26 protein-coding genes are annotated in these 21262 nt (G+C 60.2%); 15 read left to right on the top strand and 11 right to left on the bottom strand.

Annotated features, from left to right (window positions below):
• Positions 1-41: 41 nt before the first annotated feature.
• From IPK17_RS22715 to IPK17_RS22680, 8 genes are all read left to right on the top strand, one after another.
• Positions 42-467: a hypothetical protein gene (locus IPK17_RS22715; RefSeq protein WP_343419979.1), complete on the top strand. Its 426-nt coding sequence runs from the start codon at positions 42-44 to the stop codon at positions 465-467.
• Complete coding sequence (locus IPK17_RS22710; protein ID WP_343419978.1) at positions 457-783, top strand: hypothetical protein; 327 nt, start codon at positions 457-459, stop codon at positions 781-783. Before IPK17_RS22715 ends, IPK17_RS22710 begins: the two co-directional genes overlap by 11 nt.
• On the top strand, positions 770-1009 hold the full coding sequence (locus IPK17_RS22705) for a hypothetical protein (RefSeq protein ID WP_343419977.1): 240 nt from the start codon (positions 770-772) through the stop codon (positions 1007-1009). The genes IPK17_RS22710 and IPK17_RS22705 overlap by 14 nt, the downstream gene beginning before the upstream one ends.
• Positions 937-1203 carry a glycosyltransferase gene (locus IPK17_RS22700; protein WP_343419976.1) on the top strand — a complete coding sequence of 89 codons (267 nt, stop codon included), beginning with the start codon at positions 937-939 and terminating at the stop codon, positions 1201-1203. Before IPK17_RS22705 ends, IPK17_RS22700 begins: the two co-directional genes overlap by 73 nt.
• On the top strand, positions 1200-1526 hold the full coding sequence (locus IPK17_RS22695) for a hypothetical protein (RefSeq protein WP_343419975.1): 327 nt from the start codon (positions 1200-1202) through the stop codon (positions 1524-1526). Before IPK17_RS22700 ends, IPK17_RS22695 begins: the two co-directional genes overlap by 4 nt.
• 148 nt (positions 1527-1674) lie before the next feature.
• Entirely contained in the window at positions 1675-2199 is a 525-nt protein-coding gene (locus IPK17_RS22690) for a glycosyltransferase family protein (RefSeq protein WP_343419974.1), read from the top strand.
• A gap of 112 nt (positions 2200-2311) precedes the next feature.
• Positions 2312-3694 (top strand): DUF8712 domain-containing protein, encoded by a 1383-nt coding sequence (locus IPK17_RS22685; RefSeq protein ID WP_343419973.1) that lies wholly within the window; start codon positions 2312-2314, stop codon positions 3692-3694.
• Positions 3695-3707: 13 nt separating this feature from the next.
• The gene (locus tag IPK17_RS22680) at positions 3708-4859 is read left to right on the top strand and encodes a glycosyltransferase family 4 protein (protein WP_343419972.1); all 1152 of its coding nucleotides are present in this window, start codon (positions 3708-3710) and stop codon (positions 4857-4859) included.
• Here IPK17_RS22680 and IPK17_RS22675 read toward each other — a convergent pair.
• The 6 genes from IPK17_RS22675 to IPK17_RS22650 are packed head-to-tail and all read right to left on the bottom strand — an operon-like array spanning position 4840 to position 8715.
• Positions 4840-5775, bottom strand: a complete 936-nt coding sequence (locus IPK17_RS22675) for a glycosyltransferase (protein WP_343419971.1) — start codon at positions 5773-5775, stop codon at positions 4840-4842. The genes IPK17_RS22680 and IPK17_RS22675 overlap by 20 nt on opposite strands.
• Complete coding sequence (locus IPK17_RS22670; protein ID WP_343419970.1) at positions 5735-6013, bottom strand: hypothetical protein; 279 nt, start codon at positions 6011-6013, stop codon at positions 5735-5737. Before IPK17_RS22670 ends, IPK17_RS22675 begins: the two co-directional genes overlap by 41 nt.
• Before the next feature lie 2 nt (positions 6014-6015).
• Entirely contained in the window at positions 6016-6480 is a 465-nt protein-coding gene (locus tag IPK17_RS22665) for a glycosyltransferase family 4 protein (protein WP_343419982.1), read from the bottom strand.
• Positions 6480-7136: a glycosyltransferase family protein gene (locus IPK17_RS22660; RefSeq protein WP_343419969.1), complete on the bottom strand. Its 657-nt coding sequence runs from the start codon at positions 7134-7136 to the stop codon at positions 6480-6482. The genes IPK17_RS22665 and IPK17_RS22660 overlap by 1 nt, the downstream gene beginning before the upstream one ends.
• Positions 7136-7996, bottom strand: coding sequence for a glycosyltransferase family 2 protein (locus tag IPK17_RS22655; protein ID WP_343419968.1), 861 nt, complete (start codon positions 7994-7996; stop codon positions 7136-7138). The genes IPK17_RS22660 and IPK17_RS22655 overlap by 1 nt, the downstream gene beginning before the upstream one ends.
• Positions 7993-8715, bottom strand: coding sequence for a class I SAM-dependent methyltransferase (locus IPK17_RS22650; protein ID WP_343419967.1), 723 nt, complete (start codon positions 8713-8715; stop codon positions 7993-7995). Before IPK17_RS22650 ends, IPK17_RS22655 begins: the two co-directional genes overlap by 4 nt.
• A gap of 118 nt (positions 8716-8833) precedes the next feature.
• Between IPK17_RS22650 and IPK17_RS22645 the strand changes: the two genes are divergently transcribed.
• The 5 genes from IPK17_RS22645 to IPK17_RS22625 are packed head-to-tail and all read left to right on the top strand — an operon-like array spanning position 8834 to position 12807.
• Positions 8834-9109, top strand: a complete 276-nt coding sequence (locus IPK17_RS22645; protein ID WP_343419966.1) for a carbamoyltransferase N-terminal domain-containing protein — start codon at positions 8834-8836, stop codon at positions 9107-9109.
• Positions 9076-10578, top strand: a complete 1503-nt coding sequence (locus tag IPK17_RS22640) for a carbamoyltransferase family protein (protein ID WP_343419981.1) — start codon at positions 9076-9078, stop codon at positions 10576-10578. Before IPK17_RS22645 ends, IPK17_RS22640 begins: the two co-directional genes overlap by 34 nt.
• A gap of 5 nt (positions 10579-10583) precedes the next feature.
• A complete protein-coding gene (locus IPK17_RS22635) occupies positions 10584-11834 on the top strand; it encodes a glycosyltransferase family 4 protein (protein ID WP_343419965.1) in 1251 nt (416 codons plus the stop codon).
• A 5-nt stretch (positions 11835-11839) separates the two neighbouring features.
• Entirely contained in the window at positions 11840-12676 is an 837-nt protein-coding gene (locus IPK17_RS22630) for an NAD-dependent epimerase/dehydratase family protein (RefSeq protein WP_343419964.1), read from the top strand.
• Complete coding sequence (locus IPK17_RS22625) at positions 12673-12807, top strand: hypothetical protein (protein WP_343419963.1); 135 nt, start codon at positions 12673-12675, stop codon at positions 12805-12807. The genes IPK17_RS22630 and IPK17_RS22625 overlap by 4 nt, the downstream gene beginning before the upstream one ends.
• Before the next feature lie 57 nt (positions 12808-12864).
• Here the strand turns inward: IPK17_RS22625 and IPK17_RS22620 are convergent, their stop codons facing one another.
• Positions 12865-14589 (bottom strand): MraY family glycosyltransferase, encoded by a 1725-nt coding sequence (locus tag IPK17_RS22620; protein ID WP_343419962.1) that lies wholly within the window; start codon positions 14587-14589, stop codon positions 12865-12867.
• Positions 14590-15178: 589 nt separating this feature from the next.
• Between IPK17_RS22620 and IPK17_RS22615 the strand changes: the two genes are divergently transcribed.
• A complete protein-coding gene (locus IPK17_RS22615; RefSeq protein WP_343419961.1) occupies positions 15179-16180 on the top strand; it encodes a hypothetical protein in 1002 nt (333 codons plus the stop codon).
• A 143-nt stretch (positions 16181-16323) separates the two neighbouring features.
• Here IPK17_RS22615 and IPK17_RS22610 read toward each other — a convergent pair whose 3' ends face one another.
• The 4 genes from IPK17_RS22610 to IPK17_RS22595 all read right to left on the bottom strand — a co-directional run bounded on the left by IPK17_RS22610 (position 16324) and on the right by IPK17_RS22595 (position 20496).
• Positions 16324-17070: a hypothetical protein gene (locus IPK17_RS22610; RefSeq protein ID WP_343419960.1), complete on the bottom strand. Its 747-nt coding sequence runs from the start codon at positions 17068-17070 to the stop codon at positions 16324-16326.
• 197 nt (positions 17071-17267) lie between these two features.
• Entirely contained in the window at positions 17268-18650 is a 1383-nt protein-coding gene (locus tag IPK17_RS22605; protein WP_343419959.1) for a hemolysin family protein, read from the bottom strand.
• Between the two features lie 86 nt (positions 18651-18736).
• Positions 18737-19792, bottom strand: a complete 1056-nt coding sequence (locus IPK17_RS22600; protein WP_343419958.1) for a hypothetical protein — start codon at positions 19790-19792, stop codon at positions 18737-18739.
• Between the two features lie 98 nt (positions 19793-19890).
• On the bottom strand, positions 19891-20496 hold the full coding sequence (locus IPK17_RS22595) for a hypothetical protein (protein ID WP_343419957.1): 606 nt from the start codon (positions 20494-20496) through the stop codon (positions 19891-19893).
• A gap of 159 nt (positions 20497-20655) precedes the next feature.
• On the opposite strand from IPK17_RS22595, the gene IPK17_RS22590 reads away from it, so the two are divergent.
• A complete protein-coding gene (locus IPK17_RS22590; protein ID WP_343419956.1) occupies positions 20656-21249 on the top strand; it encodes a phosphatase PAP2 family protein in 594 nt (197 codons plus the stop codon).
• Positions 21250-21262: the final 13 nt, after the last annotated feature.

Raw genomic sequence — 21262 nt, 5'->3', positions numbered from 1 at the left:
AGATGACTACCCTGTATGCCCCGCTGGCCGGACGGTAACCGATGACGCTGCTGGTGATTTCCACCCATCCGATTCAGTATCAAGCGCCCGTGTACCGCACGGTGCAGCAGCAGTTCGGCGTGCCGACGACGGTGATCTACGCATCCGACTTCAGCATCAGCGGCTACCGTGACGGCGAATTCGGCGCCAGCTTCGCGTGGGATACCGATCTACTGAGCGGCTATACCTCCCATTTCCTCTCCCGGGTTGCTACGAGCGGGCCACAGTCCTACGCGACAGTCACAGCGGCGGGGCTCGCGCCGCTGCTCAAACAGCTCGACTTTCGCGCCGCCTTCTCCTCGGCTACCAGCCGCGCTTCATCTCGACGGGTTTTGGGCGGCGCGGCGCACGGGCGTGCCGCTGCTGCTGCGCGCCGAAGCCGCCGACCGCAATTCCGCGCGATCCTCTGGGAAACAAGTGGTTCGTGACACGTTTTTGCGCGGTTTCTACCGCCAGTTTGCGCGCATCTTGACCATCGGCGCGGAGTCGCGGGCGCACTACCGCCGCCTCGGCTATCCCGAACAGCGCCTGATCTTCGCGCCGTACTGCGTGGATACGAGCGTGTTTGCGCCCGCCAGCGGCGCGCCCGCCATCCGATCTGAATTCAATCTGCCGGACGATCAGATTGTGCTGCTGTTTTTCGGGCAACTGCGCCGCGCAAAAGCGCCGATTAAACTGATCGCCGCCCCGCCAGTTACCAACTGCCGAGCGCGCGGGTTACGCTGCTTTTTTGGGCGACGGTGAACTGCGCCCGACGCTCGAAGCCGCCGTCCACGCTGAACCGCGCATCGATGCCCGCTTCGTCGGCTTCAAAAATCAAAGTGGACTCAGCCCGTACTACCACGCCGCCGATTTGCTCGTACTTCCGCGAGCAGCAGCGGCGAAACGTGGGGCTTGGTGGTCAACGAGGCGCTGTATCACGGCGTGCCGTGTGTCGTTTCGGATCGCGTCGGCTGTGCGCCCGACTTGATTCAGCCGGGTGTCACAGGCGAAGTCTTCGCCGCTGATGCCGTAGACAGTCTCGCCGACGCGCTGCGCCGCGCGTTCCGTCTGCTCGATCAACCCGGCACCGCCGACCGCTGCCGCGCCCTCGTGGCACAGTATTCCGTCGAAGCAGCCGCGCGCGGCCTCGCCCAAGCCTACGCGGAGGTCACCGCCCCATGACGCGGGTGCTGATCATCGGCCTCGGCGCGGCGGTGCACGTCGGCGCACACTTATTGAGCGCGGCACAGTCACTGGGCGCGGAAGCCGATCTGCTGGACGTGACCAGCGCCTATGCGGCGCCCCGCTGGCTCGCGCAGATCAACTGGCGGTTGCGCGGTCCTCGCCCGACTCACCTCGACACGTTCAGCGGATCAGGTGCTGCGGCGCGTGCCAAATACCAGCCGCAGGTGGTGATCGTGACGGGGACTCATTCCGCCCAGCGCGGCGGCTCTCGACGCGCTGCGAGCGCAGGGCATACGCTGCGTCAACTACCTGACCGATGACCCGTGGAATCGCCAGCATCATACGCCGTGGTTCTTCGCGGCGCTCCCGCACTACGCGCACATTTATTCGCCGCGCACCAGCAACCTTGCCGATTTAGCGCAGGCGGGCTGTTCGGCCTCCTATCTACCCTTTGCCTACAATCCGGCTGTGCATTACGTCGAAGCACCGCCCCCGGCGGTCGCCGCCCAGTACCAGTGTGATGTGCTGTTCTATGGCGGCGCCGATGCGGATCGCCTTCCGGCAATTGAGGCGTTAATCCGCGCGGGTTTTCAGGTACATTTGTACGGTGGCTACTGGGATCGTTCGGTCAATACGCGCGCCGCGTATCGCGGCATAGCGGACGCGCAAACCCTGCGGTGGGCCGTAGCCGGGGCGCGCGTCACGCTGTGTCTGGTACGCCGCGCCAACCGTGACGGTCACGTGATGCGCACGTTTGAAGCCCCGGCGCTGGGCGCATGCCTGCTCGCCGAAGACACCGCCGAGCATCGCGATCTACTGGGCGACACCGTGCCCTATTTCGACTCAACCGACAGCCTGATCGTGCAAACTCGCAAGCTGATCGACCAGCCCGCCGCCCGCGCAGATCATAGGCGGCGCGCAATGGAGCGCATCACCGGCGGAGGTCACACGTACACGGATCGTCTGCGCGCCATCCTGTCGGATCTGGCATGAACGGCGTCGTGATTTCTCATACAGACAAGATGCGCTATTTGCCGCACAATATGCAGTACAGCGCACGGTTGTATCCCGTTTGGACAAAGTGAGTGAAGGCTAGAGCGACCTTATGCAGTTAAGTTTCCCCATTTTGATTGCGATTTGGCTGCTGGTCATCGGCGCGATGGCCGTATTGAGCTGGAAGCGCCGGGAACAAAACGTAGGCGGCATTCTCGCGTTCGTCATCTTTCTGGCGATGATTCACCTGCTCCAAGCAATCACCTACATCTATCCCAACTATACGCCGCGCTTTGAGCCCGAGATTATCTTGCTCGGTTTCACCGAAGCTACTATTGCGCTGGTGTGTTTTGCAGCGGGCGCAGTGATCGTGTACCCGGCTTTACGCCGCTTCAACCGCAAATTTCAAACACAGACCGTGCCCGCTCAACGTATTCCCTTCAACGCGCAGGATAAGCTCGCCTATCTTTACACGGCCATCGGCATCGGCAGTTATTTTTTCCTGGGCATCCTGCTGCGCGGCATTCCGACGGCACAGGCTTTCACCAGCTCGGTGACGCGTTTGTGGCATGTCGGTTCGATGATCTGGCTGTGGGAAATCCTGCACGGCCAGAAGCCCGTCCGCGCTTTGCCGATCCTCGCCGGCATCCTCTTGCTGTGGCCAGTCCTCACCGTCGTGCGCGACGGGTTTCTCGGCTTCGGTCTTGTGCCGACCATCGTCGTTTTGCTCTTCATCGCGCTGCGGGTGCGCCGTGTGTGGATGCTGATCATACCCTCCATCGTCATCGGTTATCTGGTCCTGAGCATCATCGCCGTCTATTTCCAGTCACGCGGCACCGTCCGGGCGATTGTGTGGGCCGGCGAATACACGCAAAGCCCCCTGGAAGACGTGTATAACACGCTGAACTTCAATTTTCGGTGGTTCGACCCGAATGATCCGAGCCAGCTTACGTGGATTGACGGTCGCCTCGGTTTCAATTACCCACTCGGAAAAGTGATTCAACGCATCGACGATGGTATTGTTCCCATGGGTAACGGGCGAACGATTGAAAATGCTATGCTGATGCTCATTCCGCGGCTCTTGTGGCCAGAAAAGCCGATCATCGTCGGCGGTTCGGTGCTGTTCCAGTACTATACGGGCATCCCCATCTTGGGTTCGACTTCGGTGGGCTTAAGCCCGGTCGTCGAGCTGTACGCGAATTACAAAACGATCGGTGTGGTGATCGGCTTTCTCGCGCTGGGCATCGTCATGGCGACGCTGGATTACGCCGCCGCGGGAGCACTGAAACGGGGAGACAACCTGAAATTCGCAGTCTGGATGCTGCCGATCTTCGGGCTGATCCTCGTCCAAGATGACATTTTCACGGTGGTCGGGGCGGCGGTGGCTGGCATCCTCAGCGCGGTGATCGTCAACATGGTCATTCGCACCACCATCACCATTCGCGAACGCAAAAAAACGCCGCCGCTGTCGCCGCGCGTCTGGCGGAATCCCTAGGGCGGAGTGCGCAGTGTACTTGCAATCGATGATTTACGGCAACCCGGATTACTACCCGCCCATGATCAACGCGGCGGAGGTGTTCCACCAGCAGCATGTCAGGCAGTTGCTGCTTTGTCTCGACTTCACGTCGGCGATCTGGCCGCAGCCGCCGATCAACTATCCGTCGAGTACGCAGGTTGTGCGCCTCGGGCCGCGGGTGAGCAATTCGTTTCTGAAGTATCTCGCCTTTTGCGGACAAACGCTGCGGCACACTGATCGCACCGCCGACTGGCTCATCGCCTACAACATGCATGCGTTGGTGCCCGCGCGCATCGCGACGTGGTTGTCCCGCCCACGGCTAGCCTATCACAGCCATGACTATCTGGAAAACAGTGATGCCCACACGTTGAGCACGCGCCTCATCAAGGCGTTTGAACGACTGTTTGCGCGCACAGCCGCTCTCGTCATCGTGCCGGATCAAGCCCGCGCCGACCTGATGGCACGCGAGTTGAACCTACCCACCCCACCCGTGATTGTCGCCAACGCGGCACTGCACGCTCCGCTTCAACCCAGCGATCGATTGGCGGCGGCGTTGGCTGAACGCGGTTATCACTTCGACAAAGTTGTCTTTCGCCCCGGTCGGGTGGGACGCGGTCACGCGCTTGACAGCACAATCCGCTCGCTTCCGCTGTGGGCTAACCCGCGCTGGGGCTTCGTTGTCATGGGTCCATGCCCCGATGAGGATCGCCACTGGTTAGAGCAATTGGCGGTCGAAGTGGGCGTGGCGGATCGCTTTGTGATTCTTCCGGCGGTCAGTTATACGCAGGTGCTCGAATATGCAAGCGGCGCGGATCTCGGGCATGGACTGTCCGAACCGATCCATGTCAACAACCGTTTCATCACCACGGCCTCAAATAAGATCATGGAATACATCGCGGTTGGACTGCCGCTGCTGCTCAGCGAGAGCGAGGGCAACCGCGCGTTGGTCGACGCATACGACAATGGGCTGATCGTGTCCTACGACGATCCAGCGGCCATTGCCGCGGGGGTTAATCAGATTTTGGGCGATGAACAGCGCGCGGCAGCGCTGGCCGCAGGTAGTCGGCGCGCGTTTCAAGAAGAATTCAACTACGCTCGTCAGCTCACGCCCGTTATCGAGCGGTTTAAGGCGTTGATCGGCTGAGTTCGTGGAGCAGCCCACGGAGCGCGTCCGCCGGGTTCCCCCGCGCTTGATAGTGCGCCCGGTAGCGGCTGACCTGGGCGCCCAGCGCGGCATAGGCGGCGGCGTCCAGGTCGATCACCTGCTGGAGCGCCTGCGTAAAACCCGCGAGCGAGTCGAGCGGCAGCGCCCAACCCGCCCCGTACGCGTTGATGTCGGTCCACGGCGTCTGGTCACTGATGAGCACGGGGCAATCTGCCACCAACGCCTCCCAGATCGCATGCCCGAAGTTTTCGCTCAGCGTGGGTAAATAGAACAGGTGATACCCCGCCAACACCTCGACAGCACCGTCAAACGGCGCGACCCCTTGATAGCACACACGGATATGCGCCGGGAGGCTGCCGCTGATAGCCTGACACTCCGCCCAGTACGCCACATCTTCGAGTGAGCCGTACACGTCAAACTCGACTTCGCCTGTGAGGCCGCGCAGCGCTTCCAGCGCGAAGTGCAGGTTCTTTTTACGCGAGATACGCGACAGAAAGACCAGTCGCAGCGCCCCGGCGCGTTTTGGGGGGCGTGTGACGCTTCCGGTGGATACCGCGCGCGCGGGCAAGTTAGGAATCACGTGGATGCGCGGCGCTTCGCCTTGACCAAACTGCTCCACGATCTCGGCGCGTTCGCCATCGCTGGTCGCACACCACTCCAAACCGCGATACAAGCCGAGCAGCCGCACCGCGCGCAAAAACAGCGTTTTCTTCGCGGATTTTTGCTGTAACGCACCTTGACCGAGATGCCCGCGCGGCGTGATGAGGATCGGCGCGCGGCGGAGCCGCCCTAGGCGGCGCAGCAGCAGCGCAAAGATTGACGTGCGCGCCAGCACCGACTCAACGATCAGCACGTCATGCGGCGTCGCGCGCAGCACCGCACCCAGTGCGAACAACTGACGTTCGGCAGGGTGTCAAGTAGCGCACGTGCGCCTTGCCAACCGAATACCATTCGCCCGCGCGCACCTGCGGGTACGGCGCGCTGTCGCCTTGATCGCGATCGGCGGTCAGGATGCGAAAGTCGAATTCATCGCCTAACCAGTCAACCAGATTGGCAACCGAGCGCACCGGGCCACCGGTCAGCGTCCCCGGCAGATAGTGCCCGATCAGGATGAGGATCGTGGGTTTGGCCATGCTCAGGTCAAAGCCTCGATGAAGCGTGCGCGGAACTGGTCGAAGCTGTATAGGCGGCGCGCCCGTTCATAGCCCGCTTGACCGTACGCCTGTGCCAGCGCCGGATCGGTCAGCAGACGCAGCAACGCCGCGGCAACTTCCCGTTCGTCTTGCGGATCATCCACCAGCAGTCCCGTCTGCTCGTGCTCAACAATGAACTGCGCGGCGTCGGCACGGCTGGCGACGCACGATTTCGCCCAGCGCATCGCCTCCAGATAGACCACGCCGAAGCCTTCGCCACGGCTCGGCATGGCGAACACCGCGCATGTCCGGTAGAGCGTTTCGAGCTGGTCCGCGCTGACATAACCCGGCATAAAGACGCGCTCCTGTACAGCAGCGGGCAGCGAGTGTGCCAGCGCCAACAAGCGCGGATAGTCGTCGCCGTGCCCCGCCAGCACAAGCTGCACATCGGGGCAGCGTTCGAGGATCAGCGGTAGGGGCGGATGAGCACATCCTGCCCCTTGTATTGCTCGCCCGCTGCCATGCGTCCCACCAGCAGCACCACGCGCTCCCCCAGTGCGCGTTCCTGACCAGCAACGGCCTGCAGCTTCATCTGAGTGGGGGGCAACGCAGGCAGGTCGAAGTGCGTATCCGGGTCCAGCGCGAGCGGCACCACCTCGATCTGAAGATCGGGAAAAGCTTTGCGCACTTCGGCGCGAGCAAATTCGGACGCATGAATACGCCACGCGGCCCGCAAACCAAGGCGCCCCTGCGCATCGGGGTTGGGCGCGACCGCCTCGATCAAATGCACGCGCACGATATACCGAACCAGCCGCAGCCACGCCAACGGCGCGAGGATCGACGCCACGTTAATGTGATCACTGAAAGCGAAGGCGTAGCGCCGCGTCAGACCTGCCCACCACACCATCAGCGCAAAGCCGAGCTTGGCGTTGTTCCCCGCGTGATAGCGCACCCCCGGCAGCGCCGCATACTTGTTGGCGGCGTCGGGTGTCTCATTGAAGGCGAAGATGTCCAATTCGTAACCGGAGTCGAGCAGCGCGCGGATGGCGAGGCGCGTCGACGCCGCGATCCCGCCGCTGTAAGCGAATGCCCCGGTGATGACGAGCAGCGCGCGTTTGGACATCACGGCGCCTGCTTCTGCGCCTGTCGCGCTTCCCACAACTTGGCGTCGATGTAAAAGCGGAACCAGCAGCCCTGCAAAAAGTGGAAGATGAGCCCTTCCGTGCCATCAAGGAAACCGAGACGCAGAATGTAGCGATAGAAGAAATAAGCGAACACCCGCGTGAACAACGGCACGCGCCCGAACACAAAGCGCTTGAGCCAGCGCCGCCGCTCAATGGGCGTCCCGGTGAGCTTACCCTCGACCTGCGTGGCGACGACCTCCGCGCGCAACTGCTGCTGCACCTCCAGCCCGGCCCAACGCACATGGCGCTGCATCCACGCGTCGAGGCTGGTGCTGATCACGTCGATCAGATCACCATGCGCCTTGATCACCGCGCCGGGAACCGTGTAGTGCTGGTCGTACAGGCGTTCCTCACACTGACCGCGGCTTTTGCGGTACAACCTCAGGTGATAGACCGGATAATGTCCGCCATGCCGCATCCAGCGCCCCATAAAAACGGTGCGCCGCGGGAACAGAATGCCGTCGATATCGTCGAGCTGCGTCGCGGTGAACAACTGCCGCAGCGACGCATACAGCTCGGGCGTCACACGTTCGTCGGAGTCGATGTGAAAGACCCACTCATTGGCAAGCGGAATATTTGCCTGCGCCCAGTTGCGCTGCGCGGCGTAATTCTCGAAGGGATGCACCGCGATGTGCGCGGTGTAGCGGCGCACAATGTCGAGCGTGCCGTCGGTGCTGCCCGAAGCGACGACGATGATTTCGCTCGCCCAGTCGGCGACGCTTTTCAAGCCGTCTTCGATGAGCTGTTCGTCGTTATAGGTCAGAAAGACCACGGAGATCGGCAAAACCGCTGTCGTCACGACGGATCCTTAGCTGGCGGCGCGCACGTAGTTTTTTGGATTTTCCTGCCCGGCAAATACGAACGTCGCATCTTTCCAGAAGATTGAGGTACAGTGCGGCAGCAGCACCCCGGCGCGAAACCGTAGAGGTCGAGCCGCTGGAAGCCTTCCGCGCGCATGAAATCCATGATCGGATAAGTCCCTTCCGCGCCCCAGTAGCCTTCGGCGTTATCCACAATGATGAGACCGCCCGGCTTGAGGATGCGCCGCGCCACCACAACCGCTTTAAAGCGATCCAGCCCATCAACGATCACCACATCAAAGCGACGGTCGCCGAGTTTGGTGTCGATGCCCGTGAGATCCACAGGCAGATGGTGTAGTTCGACGTTAGCCGGCACCCGTGACTTCAGGTAGTTAAACCACTGCTCGTCTTCCTCAAACGCGACCACCTGCGCCGCCTGCTGCGCCCACCACAGCGTCGAATTACCCGCGCCGAATTCGGCCACCGTTCGTCCGCGGTAATCTTTGTTTTCGACCAACTGAATCGCCGGGTAGGTATACCACGGTATCGGCGCGCCCGCCCGGTTAAGCGGCTTGCCGCGCAAGGCGCTTTGCCAGTGCCCGGTGAGCCAGCTAAAATACGCCGGGGTCAGCAGCGCCGTCATCAAGGCTCGGAGTGGTTTCGATAGTGCGGTGGGAAGCAGCCGCTTAAAACTGGCGTACACTTTCTGAATTAGCATAGGCTCAAAGTACCTTGATCAAGTCGCAGCCCGGAAGAACGTTATAATACCTGCAAATCGGATGGTCAGTCATGCGACCTTCCGCTCATCCATTCTGCTCATAAGACGGTGAAAATCAATGGCAGTAATTCTGGGCGTTAACACCCACCACGCGGGTTCCTCCGCCGCGCTCGTCATCAACGGGAAACCGGTCGCCGCTATCGCCGAAGAACGGCTCAATCGCATCAAGTACTACGCGGGCTTCCCCACCTTGAGCATCCTCAAGGTCATGGAGATTGGCGGCGTGACCTTCAAGGACATCGATTATGTCGCGATCGGGCGCGACCCCAGCACCAACACCGCCAAAAAGTTGAGTTTGTCCTGCGCAACCCGACCAAGCTGCTCAACCTGCTGAAGATCCGTGCCGCCCGCGAAGCGCTTGACGACCTGAAAACGCTCCTCGTCACCGAATGCGGCGCGAACCCCGCCGATCTGCGCTTCGAACAGGTCAACGTCGAACATCACCTCGCGCACATTGCCAGCGCCTACTACATCTCCCCGTGGGAACACGCCGCCGGGTTCAGCATCGACGGCTCCGGCGATTTCGTCACGTGCATGCTGACCGAATGCACCGGGCAGGAGATCAAGATCAAGCAGCGCGTGTATGTGCCGCAGTCGCTCGGCTCCCTCTATACCATGATCTGCCAGTTCATCGGCTATGGCAAGTACGGCGACGAAGGTAAGGTGATGGGCCTCGCGCCCTACGGCGAGCCGACCTATACCGACATCTTCAAGGACATGATCACGCTGACAGAGGATGCCTTCGAGCTCAATCCGAAGTACTTCATGCCGTTCGGCTCGAATCAGGGCGTGGAGATGAACGACAAGGGCGAGATGATCATCCTCCAGCACTACGCCGATCACATGGTCGAGCTGTTCGGCAAACCGCGCGAACCGTACACAGAGATCACCAAGCGCGACATGGATTTGGCCTTCAGCCTGCAAGCACGCTTTGAAGACGTGTACATGCACCTGCTCAACGTGCTCTACAAACAGGTGCCGACCGATAAGATCGTCATGGCGGGCGGCGTCGTGCTCAACAGCGTGGCCAACGGCAAAATGTTTGATCAGACGCCCTTCCGCGAAACCTGCATTCAACCCGCCGCGGGTGATGAGGGCTTGTCGCTCGGCGCAGCGCTCTACGTCAGCCAGTCCGTGCTGCACGAAAAAGAACGCTTCGTGATGCAGGATGCTTACCTCGGCCCGGAATACAGCCCCACCGAGATGCGCACCGCGCTCGACAAAGGCGGTGTGCAGTACCGCGAACTTTCGCGCGCCGATCTGCTGACCGCGACCAGCGACCAGATCGAACAGGGCAACATCATTGGCTGGTTTCAGGGGCGTATGGAATGGGGGCCGCGCGCGCTCGGCAACCGCTCGATCCTCGCGCATCCCGGTCGCAGCGATATGAAGGACATCCTCAACGCGCGCATCAAGCGCCGCGAATGGTTCCGCCCGTTCGCGCCCGTCGTGCTGGCGGAACGGCAGAGCGAACTCTTCGAGTATCACCACCCGTCCCCGTTCATGCTGCATGTCTACAAGATTCGCCCGGAATGGCGCGAACGCCTGACCGCCGTGCGCCATGTCGACGATACCGGGCGTCTGCAGTCGGTGTCGCGCGACGAGAATCCGCTGTACTACGATCTGGTCAAGACGTTTGGCGAACGTACGGGGACGCCCGTGCTCATCAACACCAGCTTCAACGAAAACGAGCCGATCATCTGCAACCCGGATGAAGCGGTCGACTGCTACCTGCGCACCAAGATGGATGTTCTCGTGCTCGGCAATTACTTCTGCACCAAACCGGAAGAGGCGGGTACGTAAGCCTCATGGCGCGCATCCTCCTTCACACGCTCGTCTTCGCGCCGGATGGCGTCTCGACTTCCCAACTGCTCTCCGAGTTGGCGCAGGATTTACGCACAGCGGGGCATGAGATCGTCGTTCTGACGACTCAGCCCCACTACAACCGCGATCTCGATGCGGAAGGGCGCCAGCCGCTGGAACGACATTGGTTTGGACTCTATTACACGAGCCAATATCATGGGATGCGCGTCATCCATACGCGTATGCGCCGGAAAGGCGAGCGCGTTAGCGGACGGTTCAGCGACTACCTGTGGTTCCACACGCTGAGTCTGCTTCTCGGTCTGCTGCTCATCGGTCGTCAGGATATCGTGCTCGCGCCTTCACCGCCCCTGACCATCGGCGTGCTGGGATGGATGCTTGCCCGACTAAAAGGTGCCCAGTTCGTCTACAACGTCCAGGAGATTTATCCGGCGCTCATGGTACAAATGGGGATGATTACGGAAGACACCCGCTTGTACCAAGTTCTCAAATGGCTGGAACGATTTGTCTACCGCCGCGCCAATATCATTGTCCCTATCTCTGATATGTTTAAGGCGCATATCGTCGCCGAGGAGATCGCCCCCGAAAAAGTCGTGACCATCCCTAACTTCGTCGACACAGACTTCATCCGCCCGGAAGCCAAAGATAATCCTCTCGCGCGCGAGCTGAAGCTGGTGGACAAATTTGTCGTCCTGTATGCGGGCAATATTGGCATGACCCAGAGTTTCGACATGATCGTCGAGGTCATGCGCCGATTAGCTTCTCACCCGCACATCCACTTTCTGATCGTCGGTGACGGCGCGCGCCGGGCTTACGTGGAAGAGGTCATCCGCGAGCTCGGCGCTACCAATGTCACAATGCTGCCTTACCAGCGGCGGCAGGTCGTCCCCAATATCTATGCGACCGGGGATCTACATCTCGTGCCGCTCATGGCCGGGACGGCCAGAACCACGATTCCCTCCAAGATCTACACGATTATGGCGAGCGGACGGCCAGCCCTCGTGTCGGTTGATCATGACTCGGAGCTGGTCGCGCTGGTCGAGACGGCGAGCTGTGGTCTCTGGACACCGCCCGATGCCGCCGATGCGTTGGAAATGGCCGTGCTTCAGGCCTACGCGAATCAGGAGCAGTTCCAAGCCTACGGCATGAATGGTCGGCGTTACATCGAGGAGCACTATTCGCGATCAGCGGTCAGCGCCCGGTATCACGCACTCATGCGCCAGCTCACGGAGAGCTAGCACCGATGACCGAGTCGGCGCTCGTCCTCGTCACGGGGGCGACCGGGGCGGTCGGCCCGGCGCTCGTCGCCGAACTGCGGCGGCAGGGGCAGCGTGTGCGCGTGCTCAGCCGCCAGCGTCCGCTCGATCCATTGTTCCCGCCCGACGTGGAATTTCACAGCGGCGACATCAGTGATCGCGACGCCGTACGCACGGCGCTGACGGGCGTCCAGCAGGTGTATCACCTCGCCGCGCTGCTGCATGTGACCAACCCGCCGCCCGAACTGCGCGCCGACTACCAGCGCGTCAATGTCGCCGCGACCCGCATCGTCGCGGAGGAAGCCGCCCGCGCAGGCGCCCAGCGCTTAATCTACTTCAGCACGGTGAAAGTTTACGGAACGCACAGCGCGCAGCCCGTCACCGAGGACCACCCGCTCAACCCGCAGACCGATTACGCGCAGAGCAAACTCGACGGCGAACGCGCCGCGCACAAGGTCATCGACACGAGCGTGCTGCGCCTCTCGCCCATCTACAGCGCGCGCCTGCGTGGGTCGTGGCGCTTTCTGGTCCGTGGGATTCAGCATGGGGTGTTTGTGCCCGTTGGCGGCCTGCAGAACGTACGCAGCCTGACCCATGTGGATGATATGCGGCGCGCGCTGCCGTGCTCGTCGCGGCACAGCCCGCCAGCGCGACCGTCAACCTCGTCGCGCATGATGCCGTACCCATGCACAGTGTGCTTGATGCAATCTACGCCGCCTGCGGTAAGAGTCGACCTGCTGTGCATCTGCCCGCCGCGCTGGTCGAAACGGGCGCGGGATCTGCGGAGGTCGTCTTCCGGCTCGTCGGCAAGCGGTCGCCGTTGACGCGTGAGAGCATCGCACAGCTCACGCAGAGCGAGACCTACAGCGGTGCTCGGCTGCGCGCACTGGGTTTCGCACCCCAAATCACGCTGGAAGAAGGTTGGCGGCGCACCGTCGCGGAACTCGGGCAATAAAAAGACGAGGCGGTCAGCCTCGTCTTTCACCTTACTGCTTGATCTTATCGAACCGCGCTAATCCACCTGCATATCGGCGCCGACAGTCTTCGCGTAACCCACAGGCTTGGCCGCCAGCATCGTTTCCGCGCCGAGCGCGTACGTCGCCATGAGCAGAATAACCACGATCAGCGCAATGCCGCGGGTGATGGGACTGCCCGTATAGTACAGCACGCCGCTCGCCACACAGAACACGCTCATGAAACCGTATAACCCGGTCACCCCGCCATGCGATTGCCCGCGCAGCACCAAACGCTGATACAGGTGCTTGCGGTGGGCTTGCAGCACGTTTTCGCCGTTGCGCCAGCGCTTGATGATCGTATAGGTCGCGTCGAACAGGAACGGCAGCACAAACATCACGCCGACGATGAACATATCCGCATTGCTCGTGCCGACATAGCCGAGCACGGGCAGCGCCGCCAGCGTGAAACCGAGGAACACGCTGCCCGAATCGCCCATGAACATGCGCGCGGGCGCGGTGTTATGCACGAGGAAACCAGCACTCGTCGCGACAATCAGCACGCCGATCAGCGTGAGGGTGCTTTCGCCTTCGAGGAAGAACAAGAGCGCCCAACCCGCCCCGACGAGCACCACATGCAGCCCGGCGATCCCGTCGATGCCATCCATGAAGTTGAACATGTTCGTGAAACCGGTGATCCACAATATCAGCGCACCCGCCGCAAAGATTCCTGTCACCATCAGCGTGATCACACCGGGAACTTCCAGCCGGATTTCCGCTGGCTGGATGAGGAAGGTGCTGATCACCACAGCCACGGCGGTCGCCAGATGCAGCAGCAGACGGATCTTGATCGGCACAGCCTTCACCCAATCGTCGTACAGGCTCAGGAAGGTCAGCGCCAGCGCCGCGACGATATAGACGATCAGGAGCTGCGGCTTCAAATCGGAGAAGAAGATTGCCACGACGATCAGCATGATCAGCGTGAGTAGGGAGATCACGATGCCACCACCGCGCGGCGTCGGAATTTTGTGCATGCTGCGCTCGTTGGCCACATCGAGCAGTTTGCGCCGGATCGTAAACCAGCGCAGTGTGCCGACGAGCAAGCCGCTCAGCAGGAACGCGGCCAGCGTATAGCCCGTCACCAACGTGAACGGAAAATCGCCCGACCAGCAGCCCGAAAACGGCATGCCGTAAATCAGTGTGGAGTAAGCCGTTTTCGCGATTTCAGTCGCAATGCCGACCGCGCCCGCTTCCGACGCCCACCAGTTCGACGCGCTGAAATCAGCCTGCGCGCCGACGAAGCTGACCGGGACGCCGCCCGCAGCCGCCGCCTGCACGGCACACACACTGCGTCGCCCGTGGAACCATTCCGAGACGACAACCGCATTAGCGACCGGAGCCGCCGCGAAAATTGCGTTCAGGTCATGGGCGATCGTCGAAACGTTACGCACATCCACAATGTGATGCACCGGAATGCCATACGTTTCGAGCGCCGCTCGCGTGTCTTCAAACTGGCTATCGCTCACATCCTGCACCAGCACCACCTGCTGGGTGATCGCCGCATCATAGTACCGCGAGACCGTCTCGATGGGCGGCAGAGGTTCATTCGCCTCTAACCAGAAGACGAGCAGTTCAGCCGCGCTCGCGGGCGGGGGCGCTTTCAGCGCATTCGCCACGCGTTCGCCAGCCCACGTCATGTTAATGGCCAGAACCGACCCTAACAAGACAATAAGAAATTGGAACAGGAGAATTCCGATCGCATAATTACGGAATCGGAGCCACATGAAGTTCACCTTGTCACTACGCTGCATTCGGCTGTGGCAGAAGACATAAGTCAGTAGATGGTAAGTTCGCGCTTGATGAGGTCTTAGCGCTGTCCACTTCGTTCATTATAGGAGAAATCCGAGAGACGGTAACGTCAAAAATCCCTAACAACATAAATTTCTTATTTAGATAAACAAAATAATAATTGAGACCTCTATTGTTCATTGATCCAAGTTAAACCAGTTTCTAACGTTACCCAAACCCCAGCACTGTTCCCCCTTTCAGCCCGGTTATAAAGCGGCCTTTGGCACTTTTGTCCCCGCGGATCATCCCATCAAACGACCGGCATACGTTGGAACTTATGTACTATGTCGCGGCCTGTGGAAAACTCGCGGGGAAAATCGACACGTTCCGACGAATCAGTATAGAATGCAGACTAAGGATGTCAATGCATCTGGCTCACCAGCAGCGTTCGCGGCGGCGTTGAGGACTAAAGTCGCGTTGAAATTTCTTAAGGAATTGGTTTGCGGGGTTTTCTTGCCCCATGTTATCCTTGAAAGTATATCTGGACTCCGAGCACAACCAGATATTAATGACACGTAGGAGTCAATGATGAAGCGGATGCTACACCTGGTGTTGTTCGTGGGCTTACTCAGTCTGCTCTCAGTGGCCGGACTGCAAGGGCAAACTGATGATTCCGTCGTCTGCCCGACCTTCCAGCGGCAGGCCTTCAACGGCTTTTCGACCGCCTGTGCCGGAACCGAAGCGGGCGAATACTGCTATGGCTATAACAGCGTCGTCGCCACCCAGGCCGAAAACGCCCCGATTGAGGACTTCACGCTCGGCGACCGACTCGCAATTGACGAGATTGAATCGATCACTTCCCAGCCGTACAGCCGCGAAGATGACCAGTGGGGCTTGAGCTTACTGCGCTTGCCTGATGTGAACGCTTCCGAACCGAACCTGCGCTATATCCTCTTCGGTGGCGTGGAAATCGCCGACACCGATGAGCCCGATGCCACGTTCTCCCCGCTGCAGTCGTTTGTGTTTGCGACTGCTGAGGAAAACGCCTGCGTCGATACACCGTCCACGCTGTTCGTGCAGTCGGACTGCGACTTCGACGCCCGCCAGTTCCGCGCGGAAGGCGTGAACTTCACGATTGATGGCGCGGCGGTCATCACCGGCGGTGGCGAGACCGGCTTCATCAACGTCCAGGTGATCTACGGCCTCGTGTACATTGAACCGGATGTCTACAGCGACGGCGTTGCCGAGCCGGGCGACGTGACGGAACGCATCACCGTCCCCGTCGGCTACTCGGTCACCGCGCCGCTCAACTTCGGCGAACCGATCACATCGGAAGACCGCGTCGGCGACTGGTCGGAGATCACACCGCTGACGGCTGAAGATCTCGCCAACCTCACCTTCCTGCGCAGCATTCCGCAGAACTTCGGCTACTGCCCCATCCTCATCCCGACGATCCGACAGGCGTCCGGTGTGGGTGATGTGCAGGAGACGCTCCGTTTCAGCTCGGTGCGTCCGCTCCAGCCGGTCATCCCGCTCTGCGGTGTCGACGCCCCGCCGGAATTCTGCACGTACCTCGGTTTGACCTAAATCCGCTTCTAAAACCGGTGGTGACATCAGTCACCACCGGTTTTTATTTCCAGCGCTGGCCCAAGTCTGCATCCCTCACTCCCTAGCGGAATCAAAACGAGAGCAGTAGTGAGACTGCTCTCGTCACACTCAATGCAGGTTCGTTAGTATGAACCAGACGAATACAGCGTCGGCACGCCGCCGTTGACGTTGTAGGCCTCAAACGAACCATGCGCGCAGCCGCTCCACACGAACAAGTAACTCTTACCATCGGAGAACGCGGCGTTCACGTACATCCGACCATCGGCCGTCGGGCCAACCGTCGCCGACCCAAAGGTCGCGCTGCCGCCATTTTCAACCGTCCCCAGCGGGACACCCGTCACCGAGTAGAAAACGGTCGCGCTGCCATCACAGTAAAGCACAATCGGCGCATCGTCCTGCGGATTGATTCGCCCATCCGAGAAGCCAACCCCGGTACGAATGACCAGGCTGTAGGGACCAGTGGCAGAACCAAAGCCTTCGGCGCGGAAAGTGTAGGCCCCCGTCACCGGCGCAGTGAATTGAAGACGCGAGCTGTCGAATGCATTACAATCGACGCCATTCGGATCATCGTCCAACCCAAAGCCATCGTCATTGTAGGCACTCGCATTGATAGTATTGCTTGGGTCAATGCCGGGGAAATACGCGGACAGCACCGGGTCAAGCGGGCGATCGCCGGGAGCGAGTTCGTCACATACCAGAGTCGCAACCACGCGTTCGCCGGCAATCAGATTCACAGTGTAAAGATCGTACTGAGCGCCCGATAAAATGTTGCCACTGAAACTGTAGTCAGCAGCGGAGACGCTCACCGCTCCGATCAAAATAATTCCAGCCAACACGATCAGCAAAATGAAACTACGCTTGCGGAACATGGTGTTACCACCTCTCAACTAAGACAGACTTCTCTGCTCCATGTTGATCAGTATGGGTCAAGCTGATCTTTCAGTCCTCCGCCTTTGTGTGGAACTAAGGTGGAGCGGGGCATATGGGGCTTTAGCCGGAATGGGAATCAAAACGGAGGCGTCTTCGGCCTCCGTCAGTCCACAGACTTTGAACATACCCGGTCAGACTACGAGGCGGTTTTGGCCTGCGGCGTGACGACCGGAGTACTCTTCGGGGTGCGCGGCGCTTCCTCCGGCGCATCATCGGTTTCTGGTGCAGGCGGAATTACGCGGGCGATATATACCTTGCGAATGCGTCGATTTTCGACTTCGTCGACGCGCATGTGCAGCGTTGGCGTGGTGATCGTCTCCCCCACATCCGGCACATGCCCGAGTTGGCTGTACACATACCCGCCAATCGAGTCATTTTCGTCGGTCGGCAAGTCGATGTCGAGCAGTTCGTTCAGATCGCCGAGGTTCATGCCGCCGTCTACGATGTAGGCATTTTCGCCCACTTCCGTATATTCGGCTTCCTCGTTGAGGTCGTACTCATCCTGAATATCGCCGACGATCTCTTCGATCAGGTCTTCGATGGTGACGATGCCCGCCGTGCCGCCGTACTCATCGACGATCACGGCAAGATGCACTTTCTTGTCCTGCAGTTCTTTGAAGAGCACATCAGCACGCTTGGTTTCTGGCACGAAATAGGCGTGGCGCATGAGTTCGCGCGCCTTCTTGGTCCCCGATGTGCCATCATTCCACAGCTTGAGCAGGTCTTTGGCGTACAGCAGACCTTTGATGTTATCGATGTCTTCTTCGTACACCGGAATGCGGGAATGTCCGGTTTCCATCAGCACTTTGACGACCTCGCTCAACGGCGTGTTACATTCGACGGCGGTCAGATCGAGGCGGGGCACCATGACTTCGCGCGCCAGCGTCTCGCCAAACTGGAGCACGGAATAGATCATCTCGCGCTCTTCGTCCTCAATGGCGCCGCCCTTCTGACCATCTTCGACGAGCGTCATGATCTCTTCTTCGGTGACAGCCTTGTCCATCTCTTCGCCGCCCGTGATGCGCGAGATCGTATCGCTCAGGCTCATGAACAGCTTGACCAGTGGGGACAACAGCAGCGTGAACAGGCGCAGCGGCGTCGCCACCAGCGGCGCAAGCTGATCGGCGTAGGCATTGCCGAGCGCCGACGGGACGAGGTCGCCGAGGATGTAGGTCAGCAACGCAATGGGGAACAGGACCGCCAGATAACCCAATTCCGGGATGATCCGATTGCCCGCCGCTTCCTGCGCACGGAGCAATGGCTCGGCCACATCAACCGTCGCAATGGCGACGATGGCAAACTTGACCAGCATCAAAAAAACTTGAGCGGTGATGTACAGCTGGGGGACATTTTCGGTCAGGCGCAGAATGCGCTTGGCAGTCTGGTCGCCGGACTCGACACGTTCACGCAGGGCATTGCGGCGCACATTAGTTAACACCGCGTAGGTTAGTTCCATACCGCCGTGAAACAGGATCAAGGCGATTAAAAGCAGCACTGAAGAAATACTGCCGTCTTCCAAGTGTTACCTCACACATTGACGAACACTTGCGATTTTATCATAGCGCAGGATTCAGTTGCAAGCATGACGGCAGTATTCAACGAATCTTAATCCAGAATACGCACCGACTTGATGAGATCGAAGATGATCGTTTCATCCTCGTCGTAGTCGCGCGCCCAGCCGCCGTACGCTTCCACATACACCAAGCCATTCTCAAACACGAGATCTGCGTTCAGGTAATAGTTCAATTCGAAGTCTCGCGCGTCAGGTCCAGTGAGAACGCCGTACACCCCGGTTACGCCTGCCTGACTGAACAGCGTGGTTTCCTGAAAGTAACCGTTGTGCTCCCAGTAGCGCGCCAGAATCAAGTCGCGGAAATGCGGCACATCGGCAATGGGCTGTGGGAAAACCTGTACCATCACCAGCATATTCTCTGCGCCAATCTGCTCATCGGAAAACGGCGCATTGCTGAGATAAACGCTCTTTTCGTATAAGAATTCGTCAATATTCCAGTCGGCGGGGTAATCAAAGCTGACCGGGATCGACACGCTGCCGTCGTAATGCGCGTTAAACGGCGACCGCAGTTGATGGTCAATGCGGACGTTCGTCGGTTCCGGTTCCGGCGCTGGTTCAACTTCGGGTTCGACAAACGCCGCCTGTTCGAGAATGGCGAAGAACAGCGGCTCGAAGTCCGTCCGTTCACCCGCGAACGTGACGAGCGTCGCATACGTCACCTGCCCCGCGCCGAGATCGAACACCACATGCACCTGTTCATCCGATTCGACCAAGCGCACCGCCGGTTGACCGTGCACGGTCAGCGCGCTGCGTTCTTGCATGGGCGTCGCCGCGCTGAGCGCGTCCGCCACTGCGTCGATGTCCGTGCCCAGTTCTCGGGTAATCCGCACTGGATCGCGCAGGACGATGACGACTTCACCCGCATTGAGTGGGATAGTGGCATACCACGTCATCGCGCTCGGGTCATTAGAGATCAGAATGTCGCCGTGCGAGAAAATGCGGTCAAAGCCAGCCGGATAGTAGGCGCTCAGGTTGCCGTTGAAGGGGGCATAAAACTCGGTCAAAACAATGTCTTGAGCGGTGAGCGGTGCGCCGAGCAGCAGCGCGACGATGAGGGAACAGTACAGCAGGGAACGAAGCGTCTTCATCGAGGATCATCCTTCGTACCAGCAAGACGGGGAGGCGAAAGGTACGCGATCAGCCCATGCATCAGCATCAGCCTCCCCTTATTATATCCCCTGACTTATTAAGGTGCGAACAAACTCATGCCCTCCAGCGTGATCGGCAGTGCGAAGAGCTCGTGCAGGCCCGTTTTTTGCTCTGCCAGCCGCCCATAGACATGCACGCGCAGCTTGCTCACCAGCGCATCCTGCGCCAGCGTGAGCGCCGCGTCGTCTTCAAACGCGATCCACGTCGTCACACCTTCGCTGACCTCGTCGTCGATGCCATCGCCAAACGCGGGCACAGGGTACGGCGTCCGCTTCCGCTCGCCCGCGCCGGAGAACGGCCGCACACCCGGTTTGAGCGGCTGCCCGCCGACGGTCAGCACAACGATGGGCGCGGGCAGTTGGGCAATTGTCGTGATGTGCATCGCGTCGATGAAGCCGCCCAAGCGCACCGCGCCATCCCATTCCAGCGAATCGACCTGCCAGCGGATCTGCGTCAGCGGCGCACCGTCTTCACCGCCCCAGCGCAGCGTCAGCACGTCGGCGGGCGCGGCCAGCGTGAAGAGCCCCTTGCCCCCTTCGACGCGCGCCGCCGTGCCGTCATTCCCCGTCAGCCACAGCATGTCCTGCGCATACGCCGGAATCGTCCAACGGGCGCATAACTGCCCGGATAAAGCATCATTCATCGTGAACTGTCCTCTCATTAGCCGCACCCACCAACCGATAGCGCCCGGAAGCAGGTGAATTATGAACACTCGCCAAATTTTCAACGTAACTTAACCAGCGATCCCGCGAGTTTATGTTACACTGGTAACGCGACACAGCAATGGAGAAGGAAAAGCAAGTTGAAGCGACAGATACATCAATCGTGGGCGCGGTTGATCTCAAACATCTTGAGTCCGCCGGTCGTCTGGGGCTTTCTGGCCTTCCCGATTGCCTTCCGCGCCGCCGAAACCACTCAGCAGGCGATTCTCTGGGCGGTCACCTACGGTGTGTTTGTGTGCCTCCTGCCCGCTGTCTACATCGCGTGGATGGTGTGGCGCGGCAAAATCACCGATGTGCATATGCAGGTGCGCGAACAGCGGATCCGCCCGTTCATCGTTTCGATTGTCGGTACGGCGCTCGCGTGGCAAGCTTTGCAGCTGCTGGGCGCGCCCTCACTGCTCCCCCTGTTCGCCCTGTTCAGCCTCATCCAGATCGCGGTCATGCTGGCCGTGACGCTGAAGTGGCAAATCAGCATGCACAGTATGAGCATCACGGGCGCGGTCATTACGACCGGCGCGCTGTATGGCGTCGTCCCGGCGCTGGTGCTCAGCCCGCTCATCCCCGTGGTCGGGGCGGCCCGCATCAAACTGCAGCGGCACACACTCAGTCAGGTGATCGCGGGCGGCTTGGTCGGCGGCGTGCTGACCTGCGCCATGTTCCTCACGTTGAAGTAATCTTTGTTCTCTG

It is taken from the genome of Candidatus Flexifilum breve (assembly GCF_016713355.1).
This window is presented reverse-complemented; position numbering and strand designations above follow the sequence as displayed.